Source organism: Collinsella sp. An2 (assembly GCF_002160065.1).
Classification (GTDB): Bacteria; Actinomycetota; Coriobacteriia; order Coriobacteriales; family Coriobacteriaceae; genus Limicola.
Genome location: NZ_NFJW01000001.1, coordinates 1 through 19,392, shown reverse-complemented (window position 1 = coordinate 19,392; position 19,392 = coordinate 1). Strand labels below are relative to the sequence as shown.

The 19,392-nt window shown below is 63.2% G+C and carries 18 protein-coding genes; 4 read left to right on the top strand and 14 right to left on the bottom strand.

The window, feature by feature from the left end; genetic code table 11:
- Window positions 1–10: 10 nt before the first annotated feature.
- The gene (locus tag B5F33_RS00090) at window positions 11–883 is read left to right on the top strand and encodes a LysR family transcriptional regulator (RefSeq protein ID WP_087409769.1); all 873 of its coding nucleotides are present in this window, start codon (window positions 11–13) and stop codon (window positions 881–883) included.
- An 80-nt stretch (window positions 884–963) separates the two neighbouring features.
- On the opposite strand, the gene B5F33_RS00085 is transcribed toward B5F33_RS00090, so the two are convergent.
- The 5 genes from B5F33_RS00085 to B5F33_RS00065 form a co-directional block, all read right to left on the bottom strand.
- The gene (locus tag B5F33_RS00085) at window positions 964–2,361 is read right to left on the bottom strand and encodes a 6-phospho-beta-glucosidase (RefSeq protein WP_087409768.1); all 1,398 of its coding nucleotides are present in this window, start codon (window positions 2,359–2,361) and stop codon (window positions 964–966) included.
- 270 nt (window positions 2,362–2,631) lie between these two features.
- Window positions 2,632–2,973, bottom strand: coding sequence for a PTS lactose/cellobiose transporter subunit IIA (locus B5F33_RS00080; protein WP_204214291.1), 342 nt, complete (start codon window positions 2,971–2,973; stop codon window positions 2,632–2,634).
- Between the two features lie 119 nt (window positions 2,974–3,092).
- Window positions 3,093–3,392 (bottom strand): PTS sugar transporter subunit IIB, encoded by a 300-nt coding sequence (locus B5F33_RS00075; RefSeq protein ID WP_087409767.1) that lies wholly within the window; start codon window positions 3,390–3,392, stop codon window positions 3,093–3,095.
- Window positions 3,393–3,582: 190 nt separating this feature from the next.
- On the bottom strand, window positions 3,583–4,968 hold the full coding sequence (locus B5F33_RS00070; RefSeq protein WP_087409766.1) for a PTS transporter subunit EIIC: 1,386 nt from the start codon (window positions 4,966–4,968) through the stop codon (window positions 3,583–3,585).
- Window positions 4,969–5,163: 195 nt separating this feature from the next.
- Window positions 5,164–6,570 carry a glycoside hydrolase family 1 protein gene (locus tag B5F33_RS00065; RefSeq protein WP_087409765.1) on the bottom strand — a complete coding sequence of 469 codons (1,407 nt, stop codon included), beginning with the start codon at window positions 6,568–6,570 and terminating at the stop codon, window positions 5,164–5,166.
- Window positions 6,571–6,972: 402 nt separating this feature from the next.
- Here B5F33_RS00065 and B5F33_RS00060 point away from each other — a divergent pair, with 402 nt between their 5' ends.
- Window positions 6,973–7,728 (top strand): GntR family transcriptional regulator, encoded by a 756-nt coding sequence (locus tag B5F33_RS00060; RefSeq protein ID WP_087409764.1) that lies wholly within the window; start codon window positions 6,973–6,975, stop codon window positions 7,726–7,728.
- A gap of 352 nt (window positions 7,729–8,080) precedes the next feature.
- Here B5F33_RS00060 and B5F33_RS00055 read toward each other — a convergent pair whose 3' ends face one another.
- From B5F33_RS00055 to dnaK, 4 genes are all read right to left on the bottom strand, one after another.
- A complete protein-coding gene (locus B5F33_RS00055; protein WP_087409763.1) occupies window positions 8,081–8,494 on the bottom strand; it encodes a helix-turn-helix transcriptional regulator in 414 nt (137 codons plus the stop codon).
- Window positions 8,495–8,564: 70 nt separating this feature from the next.
- Window positions 8,565–9,527 carry a DnaJ C-terminal domain-containing protein gene (locus B5F33_RS00050; RefSeq protein WP_087409762.1) on the bottom strand — a complete coding sequence of 321 codons (963 nt, stop codon included), beginning with the start codon at window positions 9,525–9,527 and terminating at the stop codon, window positions 8,565–8,567.
- Window positions 9,528–9,789: 262 nt separating this feature from the next.
- Window positions 9,790–10,590, bottom strand: a complete 801-nt coding sequence (locus B5F33_RS00045; RefSeq protein ID WP_239284610.1) for a nucleotide exchange factor GrpE — start codon at window positions 10,588–10,590, stop codon at window positions 9,790–9,792.
- Between the two features lie 71 nt (window positions 10,591–10,661).
- On the bottom strand, window positions 10,662–12,557 hold the full coding sequence (dnaK, locus tag B5F33_RS00040) for a molecular chaperone DnaK (RefSeq protein WP_087409760.1): 1,896 nt from the start codon (window positions 12,555–12,557) through the stop codon (window positions 10,662–10,664).
- A gap of 327 nt (window positions 12,558–12,884) precedes the next feature.
- Here dnaK and B5F33_RS00035 point away from each other — a divergent pair, with 327 nt between their 5' ends.
- Window positions 12,885–13,115 (top strand): 4Fe-4S binding protein, encoded by a 231-nt coding sequence (locus tag B5F33_RS00035; protein ID WP_143757918.1) that lies wholly within the window; start codon window positions 12,885–12,887, stop codon window positions 13,113–13,115.
- A gap of 352 nt (window positions 13,116–13,467) precedes the next feature.
- On the opposite strand, the gene B5F33_RS00030 is transcribed toward B5F33_RS00035, so the two are convergent.
- From B5F33_RS00030 to B5F33_RS00010, 5 genes are all read right to left on the bottom strand, one after another.
- On the bottom strand, window positions 13,468–14,022 hold the full coding sequence (locus tag B5F33_RS00030; RefSeq protein WP_087409758.1) for a transcription repressor NadR: 555 nt from the start codon (window positions 14,020–14,022) through the stop codon (window positions 13,468–13,470).
- 185 nt (window positions 14,023–14,207) lie between these two features.
- Window positions 14,208–15,065 carry a carboxylating nicotinate-nucleotide diphosphorylase gene (gene nadC, locus B5F33_RS00025; protein WP_087409757.1) on the bottom strand — a complete coding sequence of 286 codons (858 nt, stop codon included), beginning with the start codon at window positions 15,063–15,065 and terminating at the stop codon, window positions 14,208–14,210.
- A complete protein-coding gene (locus B5F33_RS00020) occupies window positions 15,062–16,672 on the bottom strand; it encodes an FAD-binding protein (protein WP_087409756.1) in 1,611 nt (536 codons plus the stop codon). Before B5F33_RS00020 ends, nadC begins: the two co-directional genes overlap by 4 nt.
- A 10-nt stretch (window positions 16,673–16,682) precedes the next feature.
- The gene (gene nadA, locus B5F33_RS00015; RefSeq protein ID WP_239284608.1) at window positions 16,683–17,741 is read right to left on the bottom strand and encodes a quinolinate synthase NadA; all 1,059 of its coding nucleotides are present in this window, start codon (window positions 17,739–17,741) and stop codon (window positions 16,683–16,685) included.
- A 203-nt stretch (window positions 17,742–17,944) separates the two neighbouring features.
- Window positions 17,945–18,529, bottom strand: coding sequence for a hypothetical protein (locus tag B5F33_RS00010; RefSeq protein ID WP_087409754.1), 585 nt, complete (start codon window positions 18,527–18,529; stop codon window positions 17,945–17,947).
- 160 nt (window positions 18,530–18,689) lie between these two features.
- Here B5F33_RS00010 and trxA point away from each other — a divergent pair, with 160 nt between their 5' ends.
- Complete coding sequence (trxA, locus tag B5F33_RS00005) at window positions 18,690–19,010, top strand: thioredoxin (protein WP_087409753.1); 321 nt, start codon at window positions 18,690–18,692, stop codon at window positions 19,008–19,010.
- Window positions 19,011–19,392: the final 382 nt, after the last annotated feature.

Here is a 19,392-nt window from a genome sequence, read left to right as displayed (position 1 = left end):
GGGAGGTCCCATGGAACTTCGCCACCTGCAGTATTTCCTTATGATTGCCCGCGAGGGAACCATCTCGGGTGCGGCGCAGGTCCTTCACCTCTCTCAGCCGTCGCTCTCGCGCCAGATGCAGGACCTGGAGCACGAGCTGGGCTGCAAGCTGTTCGACCGCGGCCGGCGGCGCATTGAGCTTACCGAGGCAGGCATGCGCCTACGCCGGCGCGCCGAAGAGATCGTGGACCTTGTAGGCCGCACCGAGGCCGAGTTCCATGTCTCTGCCGACACCCTTGCCGGTGAGGTGCGCATCGGCGGCGGCGAGACGCCCGCCATGGCGCTCGTAGCCGACGTCGTAGCCGAGCTGCAGGAGACCTACCCCCTCATGCGCTTCGCCCTGCACAGCGGCAACGCCGAAGATGTAAGCGAGCGCCTGGACAATGGGCGCATCGACTTCGGCGTATTTGTGGGCCACGCCAACCTGGACCGCTATGAATGCCTGCAGCTGCCGGCGCGCGACCGCTGGGGCGTCTTCATGCCGTCGAGCGACCCCCTGGCCAGCCTGGACGTTATACATGCCGAAGACCTTGCCGACAAGCCGCTCATCTTCTCTGCCCAGGCAAGCCGCGAGATGCAGACGTGGTTTCGCCGCGACTTTGCCGAGCTGGATGTCGTGGCCACCTACAACCTGCTGTACAACGCCTCGCTGTTGGCGCGGCGCGGCGTGGGCTACGTCATAAGCCTCGAGGGCATCGTTGACACGTCGCCCACAAGCGGTCTGGCGTTTCGGCCGCTTGAGCCCGCCGTCACGGCCGACATCTTCATTGCCTGGAAGCGCTACCAATCCTTCTCGCCCGCCGCGGAAGTCTTCCTGAGCCGCATCCGCGAGCTGTGGGGCTAGGCGCAGCGATGCATAGATAGGGCGGGACCGCGCCATGCGCAGCCCCGCCCCACGTACATCAATGCCTGCGTGCGCCAGCCTTACGCCAACGCGCACACCTTGCTGGTGAGCGCCTTTGCCTCCCGCTCGTCCTTGGGAGTGCCGTCAGCATTAAAGAACTGCGGCAGATAGTCCTTGTGCGCCTCCATGAGCTCATCTACCACGGCGTTTGCCACGGCATCGGAGTCGCAGAGCTTGTTGGCGACGAGCGCGGCAACCACCAGGTCCTTGTTACCGGTCACCGCGGCCTCGGCCACCATGCGCTCGAAGGTCTTGATCATCTGAATCGTGCCGTTGATGGGCACCGGCAGCTCGCCGATGGCAAGCGGCTTGGGACCGTCGGCCGTAATGACCGCCGCGCACTCGATCGCGCTCTCCTCGGGCAGGTTGCTCACGGCGCCGTTGTTCCGCACGTCCACGTACTGAATGTCGCCGCGGTCGTTGTAGATGGAATCGATCACGCTGCACGCCGCATCGGAGTAGTGGGCACCGCCGCGCTCCTCGAGCTGCTTGGGCTTCACGTGCAGATCCTGATTCTTGTAGAGCTCGAAGAGCTCGGCCTCGACCTGCTTCACGACCTCGGCACGCACGCCGTGCGCCTCGTAGTCGCGCGTAAGCTGGTCAAGCTCCTCGCGCGTCGAGAAGTAGTAGTTCAGATAGCTCACCGGAATGGCGCGAAGGCCACGGATCAGTCGGTTGGACCACGGGATGGCCATGATGTTCTTCATGGTGCCCAGTTCCTCCACCGGCAGCTCGCAATAGCGTTCGAGCACCTCGTCGAAGCAGCTCTTGCCGTCGATGAAGACGTCGGTCACGAAGAAGTGGTGGTTGAGGCCGGAGAGCTCCATGCGCACGCGGGACGGGTCGACGTCCATCCATTTCGCAATGCCGAAGCGCATGGAGATGGGGCAGTTGCACAGGCCGATGATCTTGTCCCAATCCGTGTAGCGCAGCACGGCCTCCGTTACGATGCCCACCGGGTTCGTGAAGTTCACCAGCCACGCGTCCGGGCAGAGCTCCTGCATGTCGCGGATGATGTCAAAGATGACCGGAATGGTGCGCAGCGCCTTGAACATGCCGCCAGCACCGTTGGTCTCCTGACCGATGAGCCCGTGCTTGAGCGAGATGCGCTCGTCCTTGATGCGTGCGTCGAGTTGCCCCACGCGGAACTGTGTGGTCACGAAGTCGGCGCCGGCCAGGGCCTCGCGACGGTCAAGCGTAAGGTGCACTTCCATGGGCAAGCCGGCCGCCTCGACCATGCGCTGGGCGAGGCCGCCTACGATCTTGAGCTTCTCCTCGCCCTCGGGAATGTCGACGAGCCACAGCTCGCGCACGGGCAGGCTGTCGTAGCGCTTGATAAACCCTTCGACAAGCTCGGGGGTATAGCTTGAACCGCCGCCGATGGTAGCGATCTTTACCGGGCGCTTGGTGTCGGTCATGTCGATATCCTTTCTGTCTCATGTCGCATCTCCGCCGGGCGCGCCCTGGGCCTGCGCCCGCGCTCCCGGCCGGTTCGACGATTTGAAAAAAGGGCATCGTCGTCTCCGGCGGTGCCCTTCATGTGCTGTGTGTATTCGATTCCCACGTTTCATCCTCGCACCGGATAAAACGCGACCCCCGCATCAAAGGCGAGGCTGCCTGTTACCAGGCAAGATGCTGCGTCGCAGGCACGGGCCGCAAGACGGCCGCCGCCCATGCGACCCAAGCAGCTAGGCCAGCTTGGCCTTGAGCTCCTGCAGTTCGCGATAGGTGTCAATGAAGTTGAGCGCCATGAGCTTGCAGGTCTCGGTGCCGGCCATCTGGTCCTCGGCATGCAGCAGGATGAGCGGGGCCTCGCCGTTGCGCTCGCCTGCGGCGTCGGCCTGCAGCAGCTTCATGTGCACGTCGTGGCCGCCGTTGTACGCGACGTCACCCTCCTTGATGAGCGCTTCTGCCTCGTCAAAGGCGCCTTCTTTTGCCTTCGAGATCGCGTTGATGTAGCAGCTCTTTGCAGTGCCGACATAGCCGATGATCTCGAAGCAGGTCATCTGCAGCTCTTCCATCTCGTCCATCGGACGTACCTCCTTGCGGCAGGGGGCCAAGCGGCGCCAGCGGCGTCCGGCGATAAGCGCCCCAAAAAAATGTCTCTTGCGCCCGTGCGGATCGGGCGCCGTGGTGTGATGCGCAGGCTCTAGCCCACGAGCTTCTTCACGTCGTCAAGAATCTTGGCGGCATTCATGCGGCCGTAATCGACCATGGGGATGACGGCCACAGGGATGCGGCCGGCAACGGCCTTCTCGAAATCGCCCTTGGCATAACCGATCTGGGGGCCAAGCAGGATGATGTCGGCCTCGTCGATGTGATCCATGGCCTCGTTCATAGGACGGGCCTCGATGGTGGTGTCCTCGCCGCGCGCAGCGACCTCCTTCTGCATCTTCTGGACGAGCAGGCTCGTGGACATTCCAGCGTTGCAGCAAAGCATGATCTTCATGACAGATCCTTTCCGGCCAGAAATTTCGGCCTTGTCTGCGGGCGACCGGCACACGTCGGCCGCCTAGGGGGTATAGGGGCGCCGCCCAGCGGGCTGTGACGAAGGCGGCGCCCCGTGGGTGCGACCTAGGCCGCACCCGTTGGAACCGATGCAACACGCACGTCTGAGATGAGCGTGGTGTGAGATAAACCTACTCGGACTCGGAGGCCATCTCGAACTGCTTGCGCTGAGCGGTCTCGGACGCCTTCATGAACGGCAGGTAGATAATCACGAAGAGCGCGAGCAGCAGTACCTGCAGAATTGCGGCGCGGATGTCGCCGCCCGTGGACAGCAGGCCCGATGCGATGATCGGCGTAGTCCAAGGCACCTGGATGCACGTGGGGTTGACCAGGCCGGCGACGGTCGCGAAGTACGGAATCACGATGCCGAGAGCGGTGCAGAGCACGAAGGGGATCATCAGCGGGATGTTGAAGACGATCGGGTAGCCATAGATGACCGGCTCGTTGATGTTGAAGATGCCGGGCAGGATGCCGAGCTTGGCGATCTCCTTGGAGGGCTGCCACTTGCCCCAGATGAACGTGGCGATGAGCAGGGCCAGGGTGCAGCCGGAGCCGCCCATGAGCGCGTACACGTTGATGACGTTCATGTTGAGGTACAGGTCCGGACGAGCGATGACCGCATCGATGCCGCCGGTGTTATAGAGCTCCATGGCCTCAACAAGCACGATGGTGAGGACCGGCTCGACGAGCACGCCGTTGATCGTGGACTGGTGGATGCCGAGGGTGAACAGGAACACGCCGAGCGAGTAGATGAACACGAGACCCACGGGGTTGGTGGTGAGGGCACGCAGCGGCGTCTGGATCCAGGTGTTGATGAGCGCGGTGATGTCGGTCTGGAAGCCGGCGAACAGGACCATGGCCAGCAGGCCGAAGGCACCAAGCGTAAGCAGCATCGGTACCAGGACGTTGAAGGACTTCTCGACCGCAGGCGGCACGCCCTCGGGCATCTTGATGCGCAGCTTCTCGACGCCGGAGACCTTGATGAAGAGGGTCGGGGCAAGCAAGCCGATGATGATGGCCGTGAACATGCCGTTGGTGCCGGTGTAGTTGGTGATGAAGGCGCTCGTCACCTCGGCGGTGGTGACCTCATCGGTCACGAGCGGCGAGGAGGCGGCAAGCGTGGCCGTAACGGACTGCGGCATCATGATGAAGAACACCGCAAGCGACACGACGACGCACGAGATCGGGTTGTCGAAGCGCTTGTTGGTGGCCAGGCTGTAGCCAACCATGCCGCACAGCAGAATTGCCGAAATGCTGAGGGCGCCCTGAGAAAGCGCGTTGCCCCAGTACTGGGCGATTGCCAGGACGTCGGCGTTGGGGAACAGGCCGAGGCTCGTGGGATCTGCGCTCCACAGACCCTTGAAGACCACGTTGTTCAGCAGTGCCGCGATACCGGCGAGGATGAAGACCGGCATGATGGTGGCGAAACCATCGCGCAGGCTGCGTAGGTGCACCTGGTTACCGATCTTGGCGGATACTTCCGCGAACTTATCGAGGAAGTTCGATCCATTAGCCATGTTTTCCACTCCTAACGTAAAACATGCCTACCTCAGAAGCGCCCCCCTTCAGCGACGCTCCCCTTGCTATCCCGGCGCCGCCCTCACCTGCCGCCCGCGGCGCTGCGGGCAATAGGCGAAGGCGAGGCCAGACAGTCGGCCAGCGGCTCCCCACAAGCTGCCGGCCATCCCTAAAAGGGCCAGGTAACAAACCGGCTACTTGACCACGTGCGAGGTCGCGACCTCCTTGAGCCACGCGGCCGACTTCTTGGGCCGACGTTCGTAGTTCTCCATGAGGTCGACCTCCACGAAGCCGTAGCGGTTCTTGAATGCGTTCGCCCAGGACCAGTTGTCGATCATGCCCCAGTAGTGGTAGCCCACGCATTTGGCGCCGTCGTCGATGGCGCGCGCGATCCACTCGAGGTGCTGACGCACGAAGTCGACGCGGTAGTCGTCCTGGACCTGCTGGGTCTCGGGATCCTTGTTGAGGTACTCGCGCTCGATGCCGATGCCGTTCTCGGAGACGTACCACTCAAGCTCGGGGTACTCCTTCTTGCACTTCATGCCGAAGTCGTAGATGCCCTTGGGGTAGATCTCCCAGCCACGGGACTCGTTCATGACGCGCTCGGGCCAAATGTAGGGCTCGGCAAACAGCGGGTTGCCCCACTCGTCGTGGGTCGTGCTTGGCGCCTGGACGCGGCTCGGCTGGTAGTAGTTGCAGCCGATCCAGTCGACCACGCCCTCGGCGAGCACGGCGTCGTCGTACGGACGGACGGGGAGCACGATGCCCAGGTCGTTGGTAAGGGTGTCGATGACGTCCTGCGGCAGATGACCCTTGGTTACCAGGTCAAGCCACCAACGGTTGGTAAGGCCGTCGTTCATGCGCAGGGCCTCGAGGTCTGCCGGCGTGGGATCGTCTTTGGTATAGGAGGGCGAGAAGTTGCAGATCATGCCGATGCGCGCGTTGGGCAGCATGCGGCCTTCGGAGACGGCCTGGCGATACTTCGCAACGGCCAGCGCGTGCGCAATCGAGATGTTGTACTGGGTGGTGCAGGCCTCCTGGAAGCTGTGGTGCTGCGGATACCATACGGGATGCCAGTAGCGGTTCTCGGGCTCGACGATGGGCTCGTTGAAGGTGAACCAGCAGCGAACCTCTTTGCCGAACTCGCAGAACGCCTTGTAGGCATAGTTGGCATACGCCTCGCACACCTCGCGATTCTCCCAGCCGCCGCGGCGGAAGAGGTAGGTGGGCATGTCAAAGTGGTAAAGGTTCACGAAGACCTCGAGGCCGGCTTCTTTGGAAGCGCGGAAAAGCTCGTGGTACCAAGCCGCGCCCTCGGGGTTGATGTTGCCGTCCTGGTCGAGCAGGCGGCTCCACTGAATGGAGGTGCGGTAGTTGTTCATGCCAAGGCTCTTGAGCAGGGCGAGGTCTTCTTTATAGAGGCGCATGAAGTTGTTGCCCACATACGAGCCGACGCGGTTGTAGAACGCATCGATGTCCTCGATGGACCATGTGTCCCACAGGTTCTCGAGCTTGCCGCCAACATTCCAGCCGCCCTCTGTCTGCGGGCCAGACATTGCCGCCCCGAAGAAGAAGTCCTTGGGCAAGGTCAACTCTGCCATAGCGCCTCCTGGTTCCATAATCCGGCTCGTGCGGCTCTTCGCACGTTCCGTCGTATATATAAGCGCGATTATTTTATATGCGTACCGCGCTTTTAGCTAAAGTATAGCGCTCTAATTTTCTTTTAGAGTATGCCTTTTTGAAAATATATCGGCATACTTTGGGGGATAATGGATTACGCAACGGGGATGCAGGCGTTATACCTGCGACAACGCGCGTTTTAACGCGTTCGCTTTAGGCTGCTGGGGCGCTACAGAGGCCAGAGATCACGAACTTCATGAAACCGCTCACCCGCGAAAACCTACCGCTTGCGGGAGGCTCCGAGTTGGCACACGAGACGCCTTGGCGTTTCTTGATACCAGTCGGCCGCGTGCGACGAACATCGAGCAGAGAGAGGTGTCCTCATGTTAAAGTACCAGGCGATCGCAGCAGATATCCAGCACAGCATCGAGGACGGCTCCCTGAAGCCCAACGACAAGCTCCCTACCGTTGTGGAGCTGTGCCAGATTTACGACGTGAGCAAGATCACGGTGAAGCGCGCCTTCGACCTGCTCATCGAGCAAGGCCTTATCGCCAGCCGGCGCGGATCGGGCACCTATGTGAAAAGCACACAGGACATCTCAGACCCACGCGGCTCCGGCACCTACCTTGTAGGCGGCTCGGGCTCCTTCGCATTCAACCGCTCCGACCGCGCCCGCGGCTTTACCATCGAGCATCAGGGCGACGGCGAGATCACGTCGGTGGTCTATGACTTCTCCATTGTGAATCCACCCGAAAAGGTCGCGCGGCACCTCAATATTCAGCCCGAGGATTTCGCCTATCACCATTGCCGCGTGCGTTGTCTTAACGGGACACCCATCGTTATCGAGTACACCTACATGCCGCTCGACCTCATTCCGGGTCTTAAGAAAAGCCAGCTCTACAAGTCCGTCTACAGCTATATCCAGGACACGCTGGGCTACAAGATCTCGAGCTTCCACCGCATCATCCGCGCCGTTAGCGCCACAGAGGAAGAAGCCGAGCGCCTGGAGACCGAGGTTGGCGGCCCGCTTCTCGAGATGGAGCAGATCGGATTTTTCGACGACGGCACTGCGTTCGAATATTCCATCTCGCGCAATGTGGGCGACCGCGCCGAGCTCCGCGACGTCAACGTGGTGTAAGCGCCAGCAACAGAGAACCTGCTTGCCAACGACGACTGCTCCGCACGCGTTTGACGAGGGAACGTGTAGCAAGCATCTCCCAAATGCGTTTGGCGAGGACGCGCGTGGCAGTCAGCTCCTAAGGCAGTGCGCGGCTGATACCTCCCAAGGCAGTGCGCCACGAACAGCAATAAAAATAAGTCCAGCTACTGGAATTGACTAAGAAATCGGCCGCTTTTGCGGCTTAACTTAGACAAATCTAGTAGCTGGTCTATGTTTCGATATATATGACCCCCGCGATTTGCCTTTGCGAGGCCCCGCGAGTCAGCTTCCAGCGGCAAAGCGTCGCCGGCAGGCCCTGCGAATCGGCGCGTTAGAGGCCGCCGCCTCCCAGAAGCCCTTTGAGCACCTGTTCGGGGTCGGCCGAGCCGCCGCGCGGAACAAGCGCGGTGATTTTCTTCTGGACCTTGAGCTCGTGAACCTCATCCTCGAGCTCGCGGACGCGAGAGCGCAGCTGCTCCATCTCGGCCTCACGCTTCTCGGCGCGCTCCTTCATGTCCAGGATACGCACCACGCCAGCCAGGTTGATGCCCTCATCTGTCAGCTGGTTGATCAGCTCAAGGCGTTCGATGTCGGCACGCGAATACAGGCGCGTGTTGCCGCCCGAGCGCTTCGGGTTCACCAACCCCTTCGACTCGTACACACGCAACGTCTGCGGATGCATGCCCGTGAGCTCGGCCGCGACGCTGATCATATACAGCGGTTTGTCCCGATCAGACTGACCCATTCTTCTTCACCAACCTTCCTGGCATACCCCAAGCCCCGGACGGCAGCACCGCCCAGGGCCCGTTCATCGTCTATACCCTTGCGCGATATCGGTCGACATCGCGCCGATAGTCACGCGTATCGGCGGCACGCAACCGCTCGAACGCATCGCGTTCCGCCGTCGAAAGCTGCGTAGGAACGCGCACGTCCACCGTCACCAGCAGTGCACCGGTGCGACCGCGGCGCTTCACGTCGGGAGCGCCCAGATCCTTGAAGCGGAAGGTCTTTCCGCTCTGCGTACCCGCCGGCACCTTCAGGCGCACCGTCGCACCGCCCGGCGTGGGCACATCGACCTGGCATCCCAGCGCTGCCTCGTACACCGAAATGGGCAGCGTCATCTGCACGTCGGCACCCTTACGCTTGAAGAGCGGGTGCTCGGCCACGTGCGTGGTCACCACCAAGTCGCCGCGCTCGCCGCCGTTCTGGCCGTACTCGCCGCGACGTTTGTAGCGCAGCTTGCCGCCGTCGACGGCTCCCGCAGGAACCGAGACGGTAATGGTCTGCTGCTCCCCCGTCGAGGGGATGCGGTAGGTCACCTTATGCGTGACGCCGCGGAACGCGTCCTCGGCCGACACATCCACGGTCAGCGACAGATCGCCGCCCTTGCGCGGACGGTTGGCCGCGCGGCCCGCGCCACCCATACCGCCAAAGCCGCTAGCCCAGTCGGAGCCAAACGCTCCGTCTCCGTTGAAGATGCTGCTGAAGATGTCGCTCCAGCCGCCCGGGCCGCCAGCGCCGCCGCTATAGGTGTATGCCCCGCCGGGACCGCCGGCTCCGGGCATACCGCCAAACATGAGCAGCTGGTCGTATTCCTTGCGCTTCTTGGGATCGGAGAGCGTCTCATACGCCTCGCTGATCTCCTTGAACTTTTGTTCATCGCCGCCCGCATCGGGGTGATACTTCTGCGCCAACTTGCGGAAGGCGGTCTTGATCTCTTTGTCGGAGGCGTCGCGCTTCACGCCAAGGACATCGTAGAAGTTCTTCGTCTGTGCCATCGCCTGCCTCCTTTCATGCTGTCGCCGCCCTCACAGGCGGCAGCTCTTAGGTCCTACTCTCGACAACGCGCGGGCGCGCCTGCCAGCCGCTCTTTACGGCCGGCCGCCGCGTCGCTCATGCCGGGCCTCGTGGCCCCGCATCGCCAAGCTTTGCGCGCTGTCGCGTTCAGCCGTGCGCCCCACCTGCCTTGGATGACGTCCGACCAGGCAAAAGGGACACACGCAAAAAGGGCTCCGGAGATTGGCCCGGAGCCCCGTCGTCTTACGCTTCCGTCGCCTCGGGCGCGTCCTCTGCCGAGGCGTCGGCGTCTTCCGCCGCATCCTTCGGCTCCGCGTCTTCAGCCGGTCGCTTTGCTCCGCCGTACGTGACGGTGACCATAGCCGAGCGCAACACGCGGTCTGCCATGCGGTACCCCTTCTGGTACACGTCGTTCACTGTCTCGTCGTATTGGTCGGCGTCCTCGACGCGACCAACGGCCTGGTGCTCGAGCGGGTTGAACGGCTCGCCCTTGGGATCGATTGCCTCGACGCCCTCGTGCGAGAACACGTCGAGCATCTTGGTGTGGACCGCCTCGACGCCATCGACGAACTGCGAGAACGCCTCGTCCATCTCCTGCGAGCGGGCATGGTCGATAGCGCGCTCCATGTCGTCGAGGACAGGCAGCAGCGCGGTCACGAGCTTCTCGGTCGCACGGCTCTGCTCGGCCAGGCGCTCCTGGGCGGTGCGGCGGCGGAAGTTCTCCCAATCCGCCTGCAGTCGCGCCATGCGGTCGACCGCATCGTGCGCTCGGCTCTCGGCAGCCTCCTTGGCCTCCTTGGCCTCGGCTAGCTCACGCTGGGCATCGGCGAGCTTCTGCTCCGCCTGCTCGCACTTGAGCTTGAAGTCGTTGTCGGCCGCTTCCTCGCCGGCGCGAATGGCCGCCTCGACCATCTCCTCCTCGGTCATGGTCTGCTCCTTCTCGGCCTGCTCGACCGTCTGGGCACCATCGGCCTCGGGCTTGACGTCTTCGTTGGTCTGGGCCGCGTCCGTTGCCTCGTCGGCGGCCTCTACGGGAATTTTCACGTCCTTCTCCTCAGAGTCAGCGGAGGCGGCAGCGGCGGCCGCCTCCGTGCGAGCATTCCGGGCGGGCATGATTACTTATCCTGATCGTCGTCAACGACCTCGTAGTCGGCGTCGACCACGTCGTCGTCACCGTTGTTGCCGGCCGGGGTCTCGGTAGCCTGCTGGGCGTCGCTGTACACGATCTGAGCCAGCTTGTAAGCAACCTCCTGCAGCTTGTCGCCAGCAGCCTTGATGGCGTCCACATCGGAGCCGTCGAGCGCCTTCTTGGCGTCGGCGATAGCGGCCTCGGCGTCGCTCTTCACGTCGCCCGGGACCTTGTCGCCCAGGTCAGAGAGGGTCTGCTCGGTGGAGTAGCACAGGCTGTCGGTCTGGTTGCGAACCTCGACCTCCTCCTTCTGGCGCTTGTCCTCCTCGGCGTGAGCCTCGGCGTCCTTCACCATACGGTCGACTTCCTCGTCGGAGAGCGCCGTGGAGCCAGAGATGGTGATCTGCTGCTCCTTGCCGGTGCCCTTGTCCTTAGCGGAGACCTTCACGATGCCGTTGGCGTCGATGTCGAAGGTGACCTCGATCTGAGGCACGCCGCGGCGGGCGGCCGGGATGCCGGTGAGCTGGAACTTGCCGAGCGACTTGTTGTCGCGCGCCAGCTCGCGCTCACCCTGCAGGACGTTGATCTCGACGCTGGTCTGGTTGTCGGCAGCGGTGGAGTAGATCTCGGTCTTGGAGGTCGGGATCGTGGTGTTGCGGTCGATCATCTTGGTCATGATGCCGCCCATGGTCTCGACGCCCAGCGACAGCGGGGTCACGTCGAGCAGCAGGATGCCCTCGACGTCGCCGGTGAGCACGCCGCCCTGGACGGCAGCGCCGTCAGCGACGACCTCGTCGGGGTTCACAGACATGTTCGGCTGCTTGCCGGTCATCTTCTTGACGAGGTCCTGCACGGCGGGCATACGCGTGGAGCCGCCGACGAGGATGACCTCGGTCAGGTCGGAGAGCTTCAGGTTGGCGTCACGCAGCGCGTTCGTAACCGGGGCCTTGCAGCGCTCGAGCAGGTCGTGGGTGATCTTCTCGAACTCGGTACGGGTCAGATCGTAGTTGAGGTGCTTCGGGCCGGAAGCATCGGCAGTGATGAACGGCAGGTTGATGTTGGTGGTCTGCGCGGCGGAGAGCTCCTTCTTGGCGTTCTCGGCGGCCTCCTTCAGGCGCTGCAGAGCCATGGGGTCCTGGCGCAGGTCGATGCCGTTGTCCTGCTTGAACTTATCGGCAAGCCAGTCGATGACGCGCTGGTCCCAGTCGTCGCCGCCCAGGTGGTTGTCGCCGTTGGTGGAAAGAACCTCGAAGACGCCGTCGGCGAGGTCAAGGATGGACACGTCGAAGGTGCCGCCGCCCAGGTCGAAGACGAGGATGCGCTGGTCGGCGCCCTTCTTGTCAAGGCCGTAGGCAAGCGCGGCCGCGGTCGGCTCGTTCACGATACGCTTGACGTTGAGGCCAGCGATCTTGCCGGCGTCCTTGGTGGCCTGGCGCTGAGCGTCGTTGAAGTAGGCAGGCACGGTGATGACGGCGTCGGTGACGGTCTCGCCGAGGTACTTCTCGGCGTCGGCCTTCATCTTCTGCAGAATCATGGCGCTGATCTGCTCGGGCGTGTAGTCCTGGCCGTCGATGTCGGCGACGGCACGGCCGCCCTGGCCCTCCTTGACGCTATACGGCACGGTCTTGATCTCGCTTGCGACCTCGCCGTACTTGCGGCCCATGAAACGCTTGATGGAGAAGACGGTGTTCTTCGGGTTGGTCACAGCCTGGTTCTTAGCGGCCTTGCCCACAACGCGATCGCCGTCGGAGCGGAAGCCCACGACGGACGGGGTGGTGCGGTCGCCCTCGGCGTTCACGATAATGGTGGGCGAACCGCCCTCAAGCACGGCCATGGCAGAGTTAGTGGTACCAAGGTCGATACCCAAAATCTTGTTGCTCATGGATAATCCCTTCCTTCGTTGCCGGGCATCCTTTCGCTCGTGCCCGGCACGTCTCTGTTCGTTCGCTCTCTATCATATCCCCCTGAGCCGACTTATATACAAAATCTAAGTCAATTCATATAAGATTTTTTGTTTGATGGACAAGCAAGTAATCTCACCTGGCATTTGAACCCCCTCGTTTGGCGGGCGCGCCTTGTTCCAGCGTTCCCGCACCGACAGCAAACCCGCAGGCAGTAAGCCGTGGCTTACTCGGCGAACGGTATGAAAAGCTGGGCGCAAGGGGTTGCATTGAAGTCGTCTCGGGGTATATTGAAGCCACACGACTCGATGTCACATCGCCTACGGCATCGGGCACGAACAGAGGAGGAAACTATGGCACATCCCGTTATCGATGCCGATGAGTGCATCGCCTGTGGCGTCTGCGTTGACGACTGCCCCCAGGGCGTTCTCGAGGTCCAGGACGTCGCGACCGTAGTCGACGAGGATTCTTGCATCGCCTGCGGCGTTTGCCAGGAGTCTTGCCCGGCCGGCGCGATCACCGAGATCGCCGAGGACTAGTAGTCCATCGCTATCGCAAGCTCGGGGCTCCCTTCGGGGAGCCCTTTTTAATTAGCCCTGTTTCTGCGAAGGCGCTTCGCCCTGTATACGCGAACGGGCTCAAGAGTGGCTCTCGACGCCAGTAACAGTGGGTTACGAGAAGCATTTCAGAAACTCGTTTCGTTTTTATGCAGTTAGTTCGGGAATCCCCGAGTAGACGGCCGATTTCGTCGACAAAAGGCCAGGATTCAAGGGCCTGAGAAGGCGGTCTACTCGGAATTTCTGAAAACAACTGCATAAAAACGAAACGAGTTTCTCCTAGCATCGGAAATCGGGGAGCAGCGCAAGATTAGGCGCGCTTTTTGTCAAAGTCTCATAACCCCGAAGACGCGGCCTCCTGCTCATAGGGCAGCATGGGCGCCAGGTACCCACGCGCCCGCAGCGCAGCCTCGATCTCGTCGAGCACCTCAGGCGAATCCGCTGCGACGCGATGGAAGTGATATCCGCTCGTCACCGTCATGAGCGGGTAACTCTTCCCCGTTCGAATGCCTTCGAGATACTGCTCAACATCGCGCCTGCTCCTCACGCCCAGCGGAGCGGAAATCTTGCCATACACGCGATGGTTCACGGTCACGTCGAGCACCTCGCCGCCCAGATCGACGATGCAGGTGAGCTCATCTTCCAGCTGCTCGGCGGTATGACGCACCTTGAACAGGCGCACCGGACGCGTCGCATCCTCGGCATCGCGCAGCACATACCCGCGGTTGGTCGCGGCGATGTCGTGCCCGTCGGCTCGAAGCAGCGCGATGTCCTGCACCACCACCTGGCGGCTTACGCCGCCAAGACGCGCCAGGGCGCTTCCTGGGAGCGGCTTGCTGGCGGCACGCAACGCCCCCAGGATGGCATCCCTGCGCTCGGATCCCGTCATGTCAGCTCAACCTCCCACACCAAGAATCTCAGCCCGCGCCATCATGGCGCCCAGACGCCACGGTAAAGCATCCCGCCGCGGCACGCACTCCGGTTAGCGCGGCGCCGCACCGCGTACCCGAAGCACCGGCACCTGCCCGCACGCGCAACCCGCATGCTATACGCCCTGCCGCACCTCGTCCAGCGTCACGCGTCCAGCATGCGAAGATGCTTCAGCGACACGTCCAGAATCGGCGCCGAATGCGTCAGCGCGCCCGATGATATGTAGTCGACGCCCAGGTCTGCCAGGGAGCGAATGTTCTGAGCATCGACATTGCCCGACACCTCGGTCTTTGCCCGACCGGCGATAAGCTCGATCGCGGACGCCATCTCATCGTGCCCCATGTTGTCGAGCATGATGATATCCGCGCCGGCATCGACCGCCTCGCGAACCATGTCCAGGCTCTCGCATTCCACCTCTACGGTGCAGGTGAACGGTGCCCGCGCGCGGACCGCGCGAACGGCCTGCGTGACGCCGCCCGCCGCATCGATATGGTTGTCCTTGAGCATGACCGCCGTCGAAAGGTTGAAGCGATGGTTGCATCCCCCTCCCAGCCGCACGGCCTCGCGCTCGAAGATGCGCAGGCCCGGCGTGGTCTTGCGCGTGTCCACCAGCACGGTCTTCGTCCCCTCGAGCGCACGCACCATGCGCCGCGTATAGGTGGCGATACCGCTCATGCGCTGCAGAAAGTTCAGGGCAACACGCTCGCCCGAGAGCAGGGCGCGCACGTCGCCGACAACTACGGCGAGCAGCTGCCCCGGCTCGACTTCCTCGCCGTCCTGCACGCGCACATCGACCCACGAGCTCTCGTCAAGCAGCGCAAACGTTCGGGCGAACACGTCGAGCCCGGCAATGACCCCCGCCGCCTTGGCAATAAGCTGGACCTCGGCAGATCGCGCCTCGGGACATACCGCCATGGTGCTCACATCTTCGTACGTGATGTCCTCTCGAAGGGCGCGCAGAATCGCGTCATCGCCCACCAGCTTCATCGTTACCGGATTCATCGGACTTCCTCCCTTGTGTTGCCGGCCGTCACAAGCAGCGCGGCGGCGTCGTATTCTGCAGCAGCCGTACGGGCGTCGCTTCTCGGGCCGCATGTCCCATTTGCACCGGGACGCGCGCCCGCCTTCGCCGCGGTGCCAGCGGGAGACGCCCCCTCGTCGCGCGTCAGCACGTCCAGCCCCGAACGATACGACCCGGTCGCACGATGGCGCCCATCGAGCGGTGGCTCGCCTACGCACTCCACCGGCAGGCTCTCTCCCTTTGCAATGCGAAACGCGGCACGCCGTGCGAACACGAGCGCCTCGAGCAGACTGTTGCTTGCCAGACGGTTCTTGCCGTGCACGCCCGTGCAGCTGGTCTCGCCCACGGCATAGAGACCGGGCACCGTCGTCGCAGAGTCGCGGTCTACGTGGATGCCGCCCATGAAGTAGTGCTGCGCCGGCACCACAGGAATGGGCTCGTGACACAGGTCGTATCCAGCAGCTAGGCAATGCTCGTAGATGTTGGCGAAATGGCCTCGAATCACATCGTCGGGCACCCGTTCAAACGAAAGCCTCACATAGGGCATGTCGTCGAGCTCCATCTGACGCTGGATGGCTGCGGTCACCACATCTCGCGGCTGCAACTCGTCACAAAAGCGTTCCCCTGCCCGGTTGAGCAGCACCGCGCCCTCGCCGCGACAAGACTCCGAAATCAAGAACGCGCGGCCGGTCGCCTGGGGCCCCTCGTAGAGGCTTGTGGGATGGATCTGCACGTAATCCATGTGCTCCAGCACGGCGCCATGAGCCGCAGCGATATCGCAGGCATCACCCGTAAGCTGGGGATAGTTGGTCGAACGCTCATAGAGCCCGCCAATGCCGCCCGTCGCGAGCACGACGGCGCGGGCGTGGATGTTCACTGAGTCCTCTGGCGCGCGTCCGGCGAGCTCGGAAGCCTTGCGCGTCGAGGCGCCTTCGGTCACCGGAACCGCGACCACGCCCGTACAGCGCGGCGCCACGCCGGAGGCGGGGCTCGCCACATCGTTTGCCGCGGCTGCCGCCGCGTCCGCCGCGCCACCCGCTTCGGCAGCTGCCGCATCCTCAAGCAGGTCGATGCAGGCCATATGCTCCACGATGGTCACCCAGGGCAGCTCACGCACGCGCTCCAGAAGCTTCGAGGTGATCGCCTGCCCCGTAACGTCCGCGTGATAGCAGATGCGCGGCCGGCTGTGCGCGCCCTCGCGGGTAAATGCCAGCGAGCCGTCCGCAGCGCGCTCCAGATCCACCCCAAGCGCCAGAAGGTCGTTGATGGCGCTTCTGCTGGACCGCAGCAGGATGTCGACGCTCTCGCGCCGGTTCTCGTAATGGCCGGCGCGCATGGTGTCCTCGGTATAGGCGTCGTAGTCCTCGGCCTCGGGCAGCACGCAGATGCCGCCCTGGGCCAGCATGGAATCGCATTCGTCGATCGCGCCTTTGGACAGCATGATCGTCTTGGTGCCCTGCGGCAACGAGAGCGCCGTATAGAGCCCCGCGACGCCGCATCCCACGATCACCACATCGCACGTCAGGTCGCGTGGCAGGCACCCTGCTTGGCTGCAAATCGGGCTCGTGATGTCCCTGTCGGTCTGCATTGTTGCCCCCTCAGCGCGCCGCGTATGCAAGCATGCGGTCGAGCGTTGCCGCCGCCTGGCCGGCGCAGGCCGGCATGGGCACCTCGCCGGTGCCGTCGCGCAGGCACGCCACAAGCTTTTCCAGCGTGAGCTTGTCCATCTCCGGACAGCGCGACGTGCCCGTGAAATAGAAGCGCCTGTCTGCCCCGCAGCGACGCTCGAGCTCTGCCTGCACTCCAGCCATGGTGACCACGATGAACTCTTGGGCATCGCTTGCGGCGGCCGCGTCGATAATCTCGGCCGTAGAACCCACGATATCGGCGAGCTCGAGCACCTCGGAAGCGCACTCGGGATGCGCAAGCACGGGGGCATCTGGGTGCGCCTGCTTGAGCGCCCGAACCTCCTGTGCAGTAATCTGTGCATGGAAGGGGCAGCACCCATCATTGAGGATCACATGCTTCTCGGGCACCTGGCGCGCGACATAGCGCCCCAGATGCTCATCCGGAATAAACAGCACATGATGCTGGGAAAGGTTGCGCACGATCTTCACCGCGTTCGACGAGGTCACACACACGTCGCTCCAGCTTTTAATCTCGGCCGTCGAGTTCACATAGCACACGACGGCCAGGTCGTCGCCGTAGCGCTCCCGCGCCCGGCGCACCGTCTCGGGGTTCACCATGTGGGCCATGGGGCAATCTGCAGAAAGGTCGGGGGCAAGCACCCGCTTATCGGGATTCAGGAGCTTCATGCTCTCGGCCATAAACGAGACGCCGGCGATCACGAGGGTGCGCTGCGGCACCGTCGTGGCCAACCTCGCCAGAGCAAAGGAGTCTCCCACGAAATCGGCCGCCCGCTGCACCTCGGCGCCCACGTAGTAGTGGGCGAGCACCACCGCGTCGTGTTGGCGCTTGAGCTCATCGAGCTCGCGAAGCAGCTCCGAAGTACCGCGCGTTGCGAAAGCCTGTAGGCCACCCTTCGGCGTAAAGCCCTGAGTGCCGCCCGCCGGCGCGCTATCAATCATCGGGGACGCAGCGCTCCCCCGCTGAGACGGATGGCCCTGTGCGCCACCGCGTTCTTCCGGTCTATCCATATGACACCGTCCTTGCGATTCGGGCATGGCGTGCCCGCAAGACAACGGGTGACAGTATGGCACCTGCCTTTACAGCTGACAAGACACATGACAAGACAGTACAGAGCATTGACAAACGGCGGGGCCATACGTTGAGAATCGGGATGCGACGGAGCCAAGGGCCTATCTTGGCAGGGGCAGCCTACCAAGGCCGGGGACGCCTCCTAATACGGCGCCCCAAGCGGGGGCAGCTGCTTGAGATACGCCCATGCGCGCTGTTTGGCGCGCGGGTCGGCAAGCGCCGCCTCAAAGCCGTCGAGCGCCAGCACGCGCCTGCCCAGCACGGGCACCACCAGCCCCGGCTCGAGCATCGCGGCGTTGAAATCCTCGATAGCCGCCAGGGCGTCTGCGTAGGCCTCGCGCATTGCATGGGTGGCGACGTCGTCAAGCAGCACCACGGCCTCGGGGTCGAGCGCCTCAAGCGCCTCTCGGAAGACCGGAGCGGGCAACAGCTCCCCCTCATCGGCCGCGGCAAAGCCCTCCTCTGCCGCGCCGGCCACGGCCGCAAGCCCGCAGAAATCCTCGGGAGCATACCCCAGACGCTCCAGCGCCGCACGAAGCGCCGCCCCGTCGGCCCCCGCCAGCAGGGTGCCTCCCCCGCGCTCGCCGTCGTTGAGGATGCCCTTGACCATCACGATTGAAGAGAACGCATTGCCCATCGCCACGACGCCCCGCCTTGCAAGGCCCTCGAGCTCCTGCTTGGTTGCGTCCACAATAGCCTGCGTCCGGTCGTGCGAGGTTACCACCATAGAGGCCCCTTTCTCCTGGGGCCATTGTACGCCGGGGCGGCTCCAGCCGGTTGCGCCGGTAAAAATAACGTCCCCATTTGATGTGCAATCGTCAGGAACGGATGGGTATAACCTGACCGAAGTGACATACCCGGTACTGCCGATATCCATAGGAGGAACCATGGCAACCATCACCGAAGTCAACGCCAGCACGTTCGACGCCCTGCTGACCGAAGAGCTTCCTGTCCTCATTGACTTCTGGGCACCTTGGTGCGGCCCCTGCCGCACGCTCTCGCCGATCGTCGACGAGATTGCCGACGACCTGGCCGGCAAAATCAAGGTCGCCAAGTGCAACGTCGACGACAATCAGGACATCGCCATGGAGTATGGCGTCATGTCCATTCCCACGCTCGTGATGCTGAAAGGCGGCAAGGAGGCCATGCGCACGGTCGGAGCCATGCCGAAGGCCCGCCTCATGGCCGAGCTCGAGAAGGCGCTCTAGTCCTCGATGCCCCGCATCACCAGCCGGCGGAACCCGCACGGCGAGGCTGATTCCTATGCCCGCCCTGCAGCAACATTCGTCCCCTTCCTTGGCGGCGGCCCCAATGGGGTCGCCGTTTTTCTTGCGCCGGGGCCACGTCGGCGGGACGCGCTGCCGCGTACCCCAGCATAGAGAACCCGATGGAAACCGCGCCTGCGGCAGGTAAGGTAGTACACTAAAAGGCCAATGGACCGGGCGCGACGCCGCGCCAGATCGAACCAAGGAGGAGACCAGCTATATGAAGTCAAGACCAAGGCGCTGAGAACTTTCAGGAATCTTCAGTTTGGACCGTTGCACCTTGAGAACCGGATACCGGATGCTTTGACGGGTCCCTCCCCGGCCT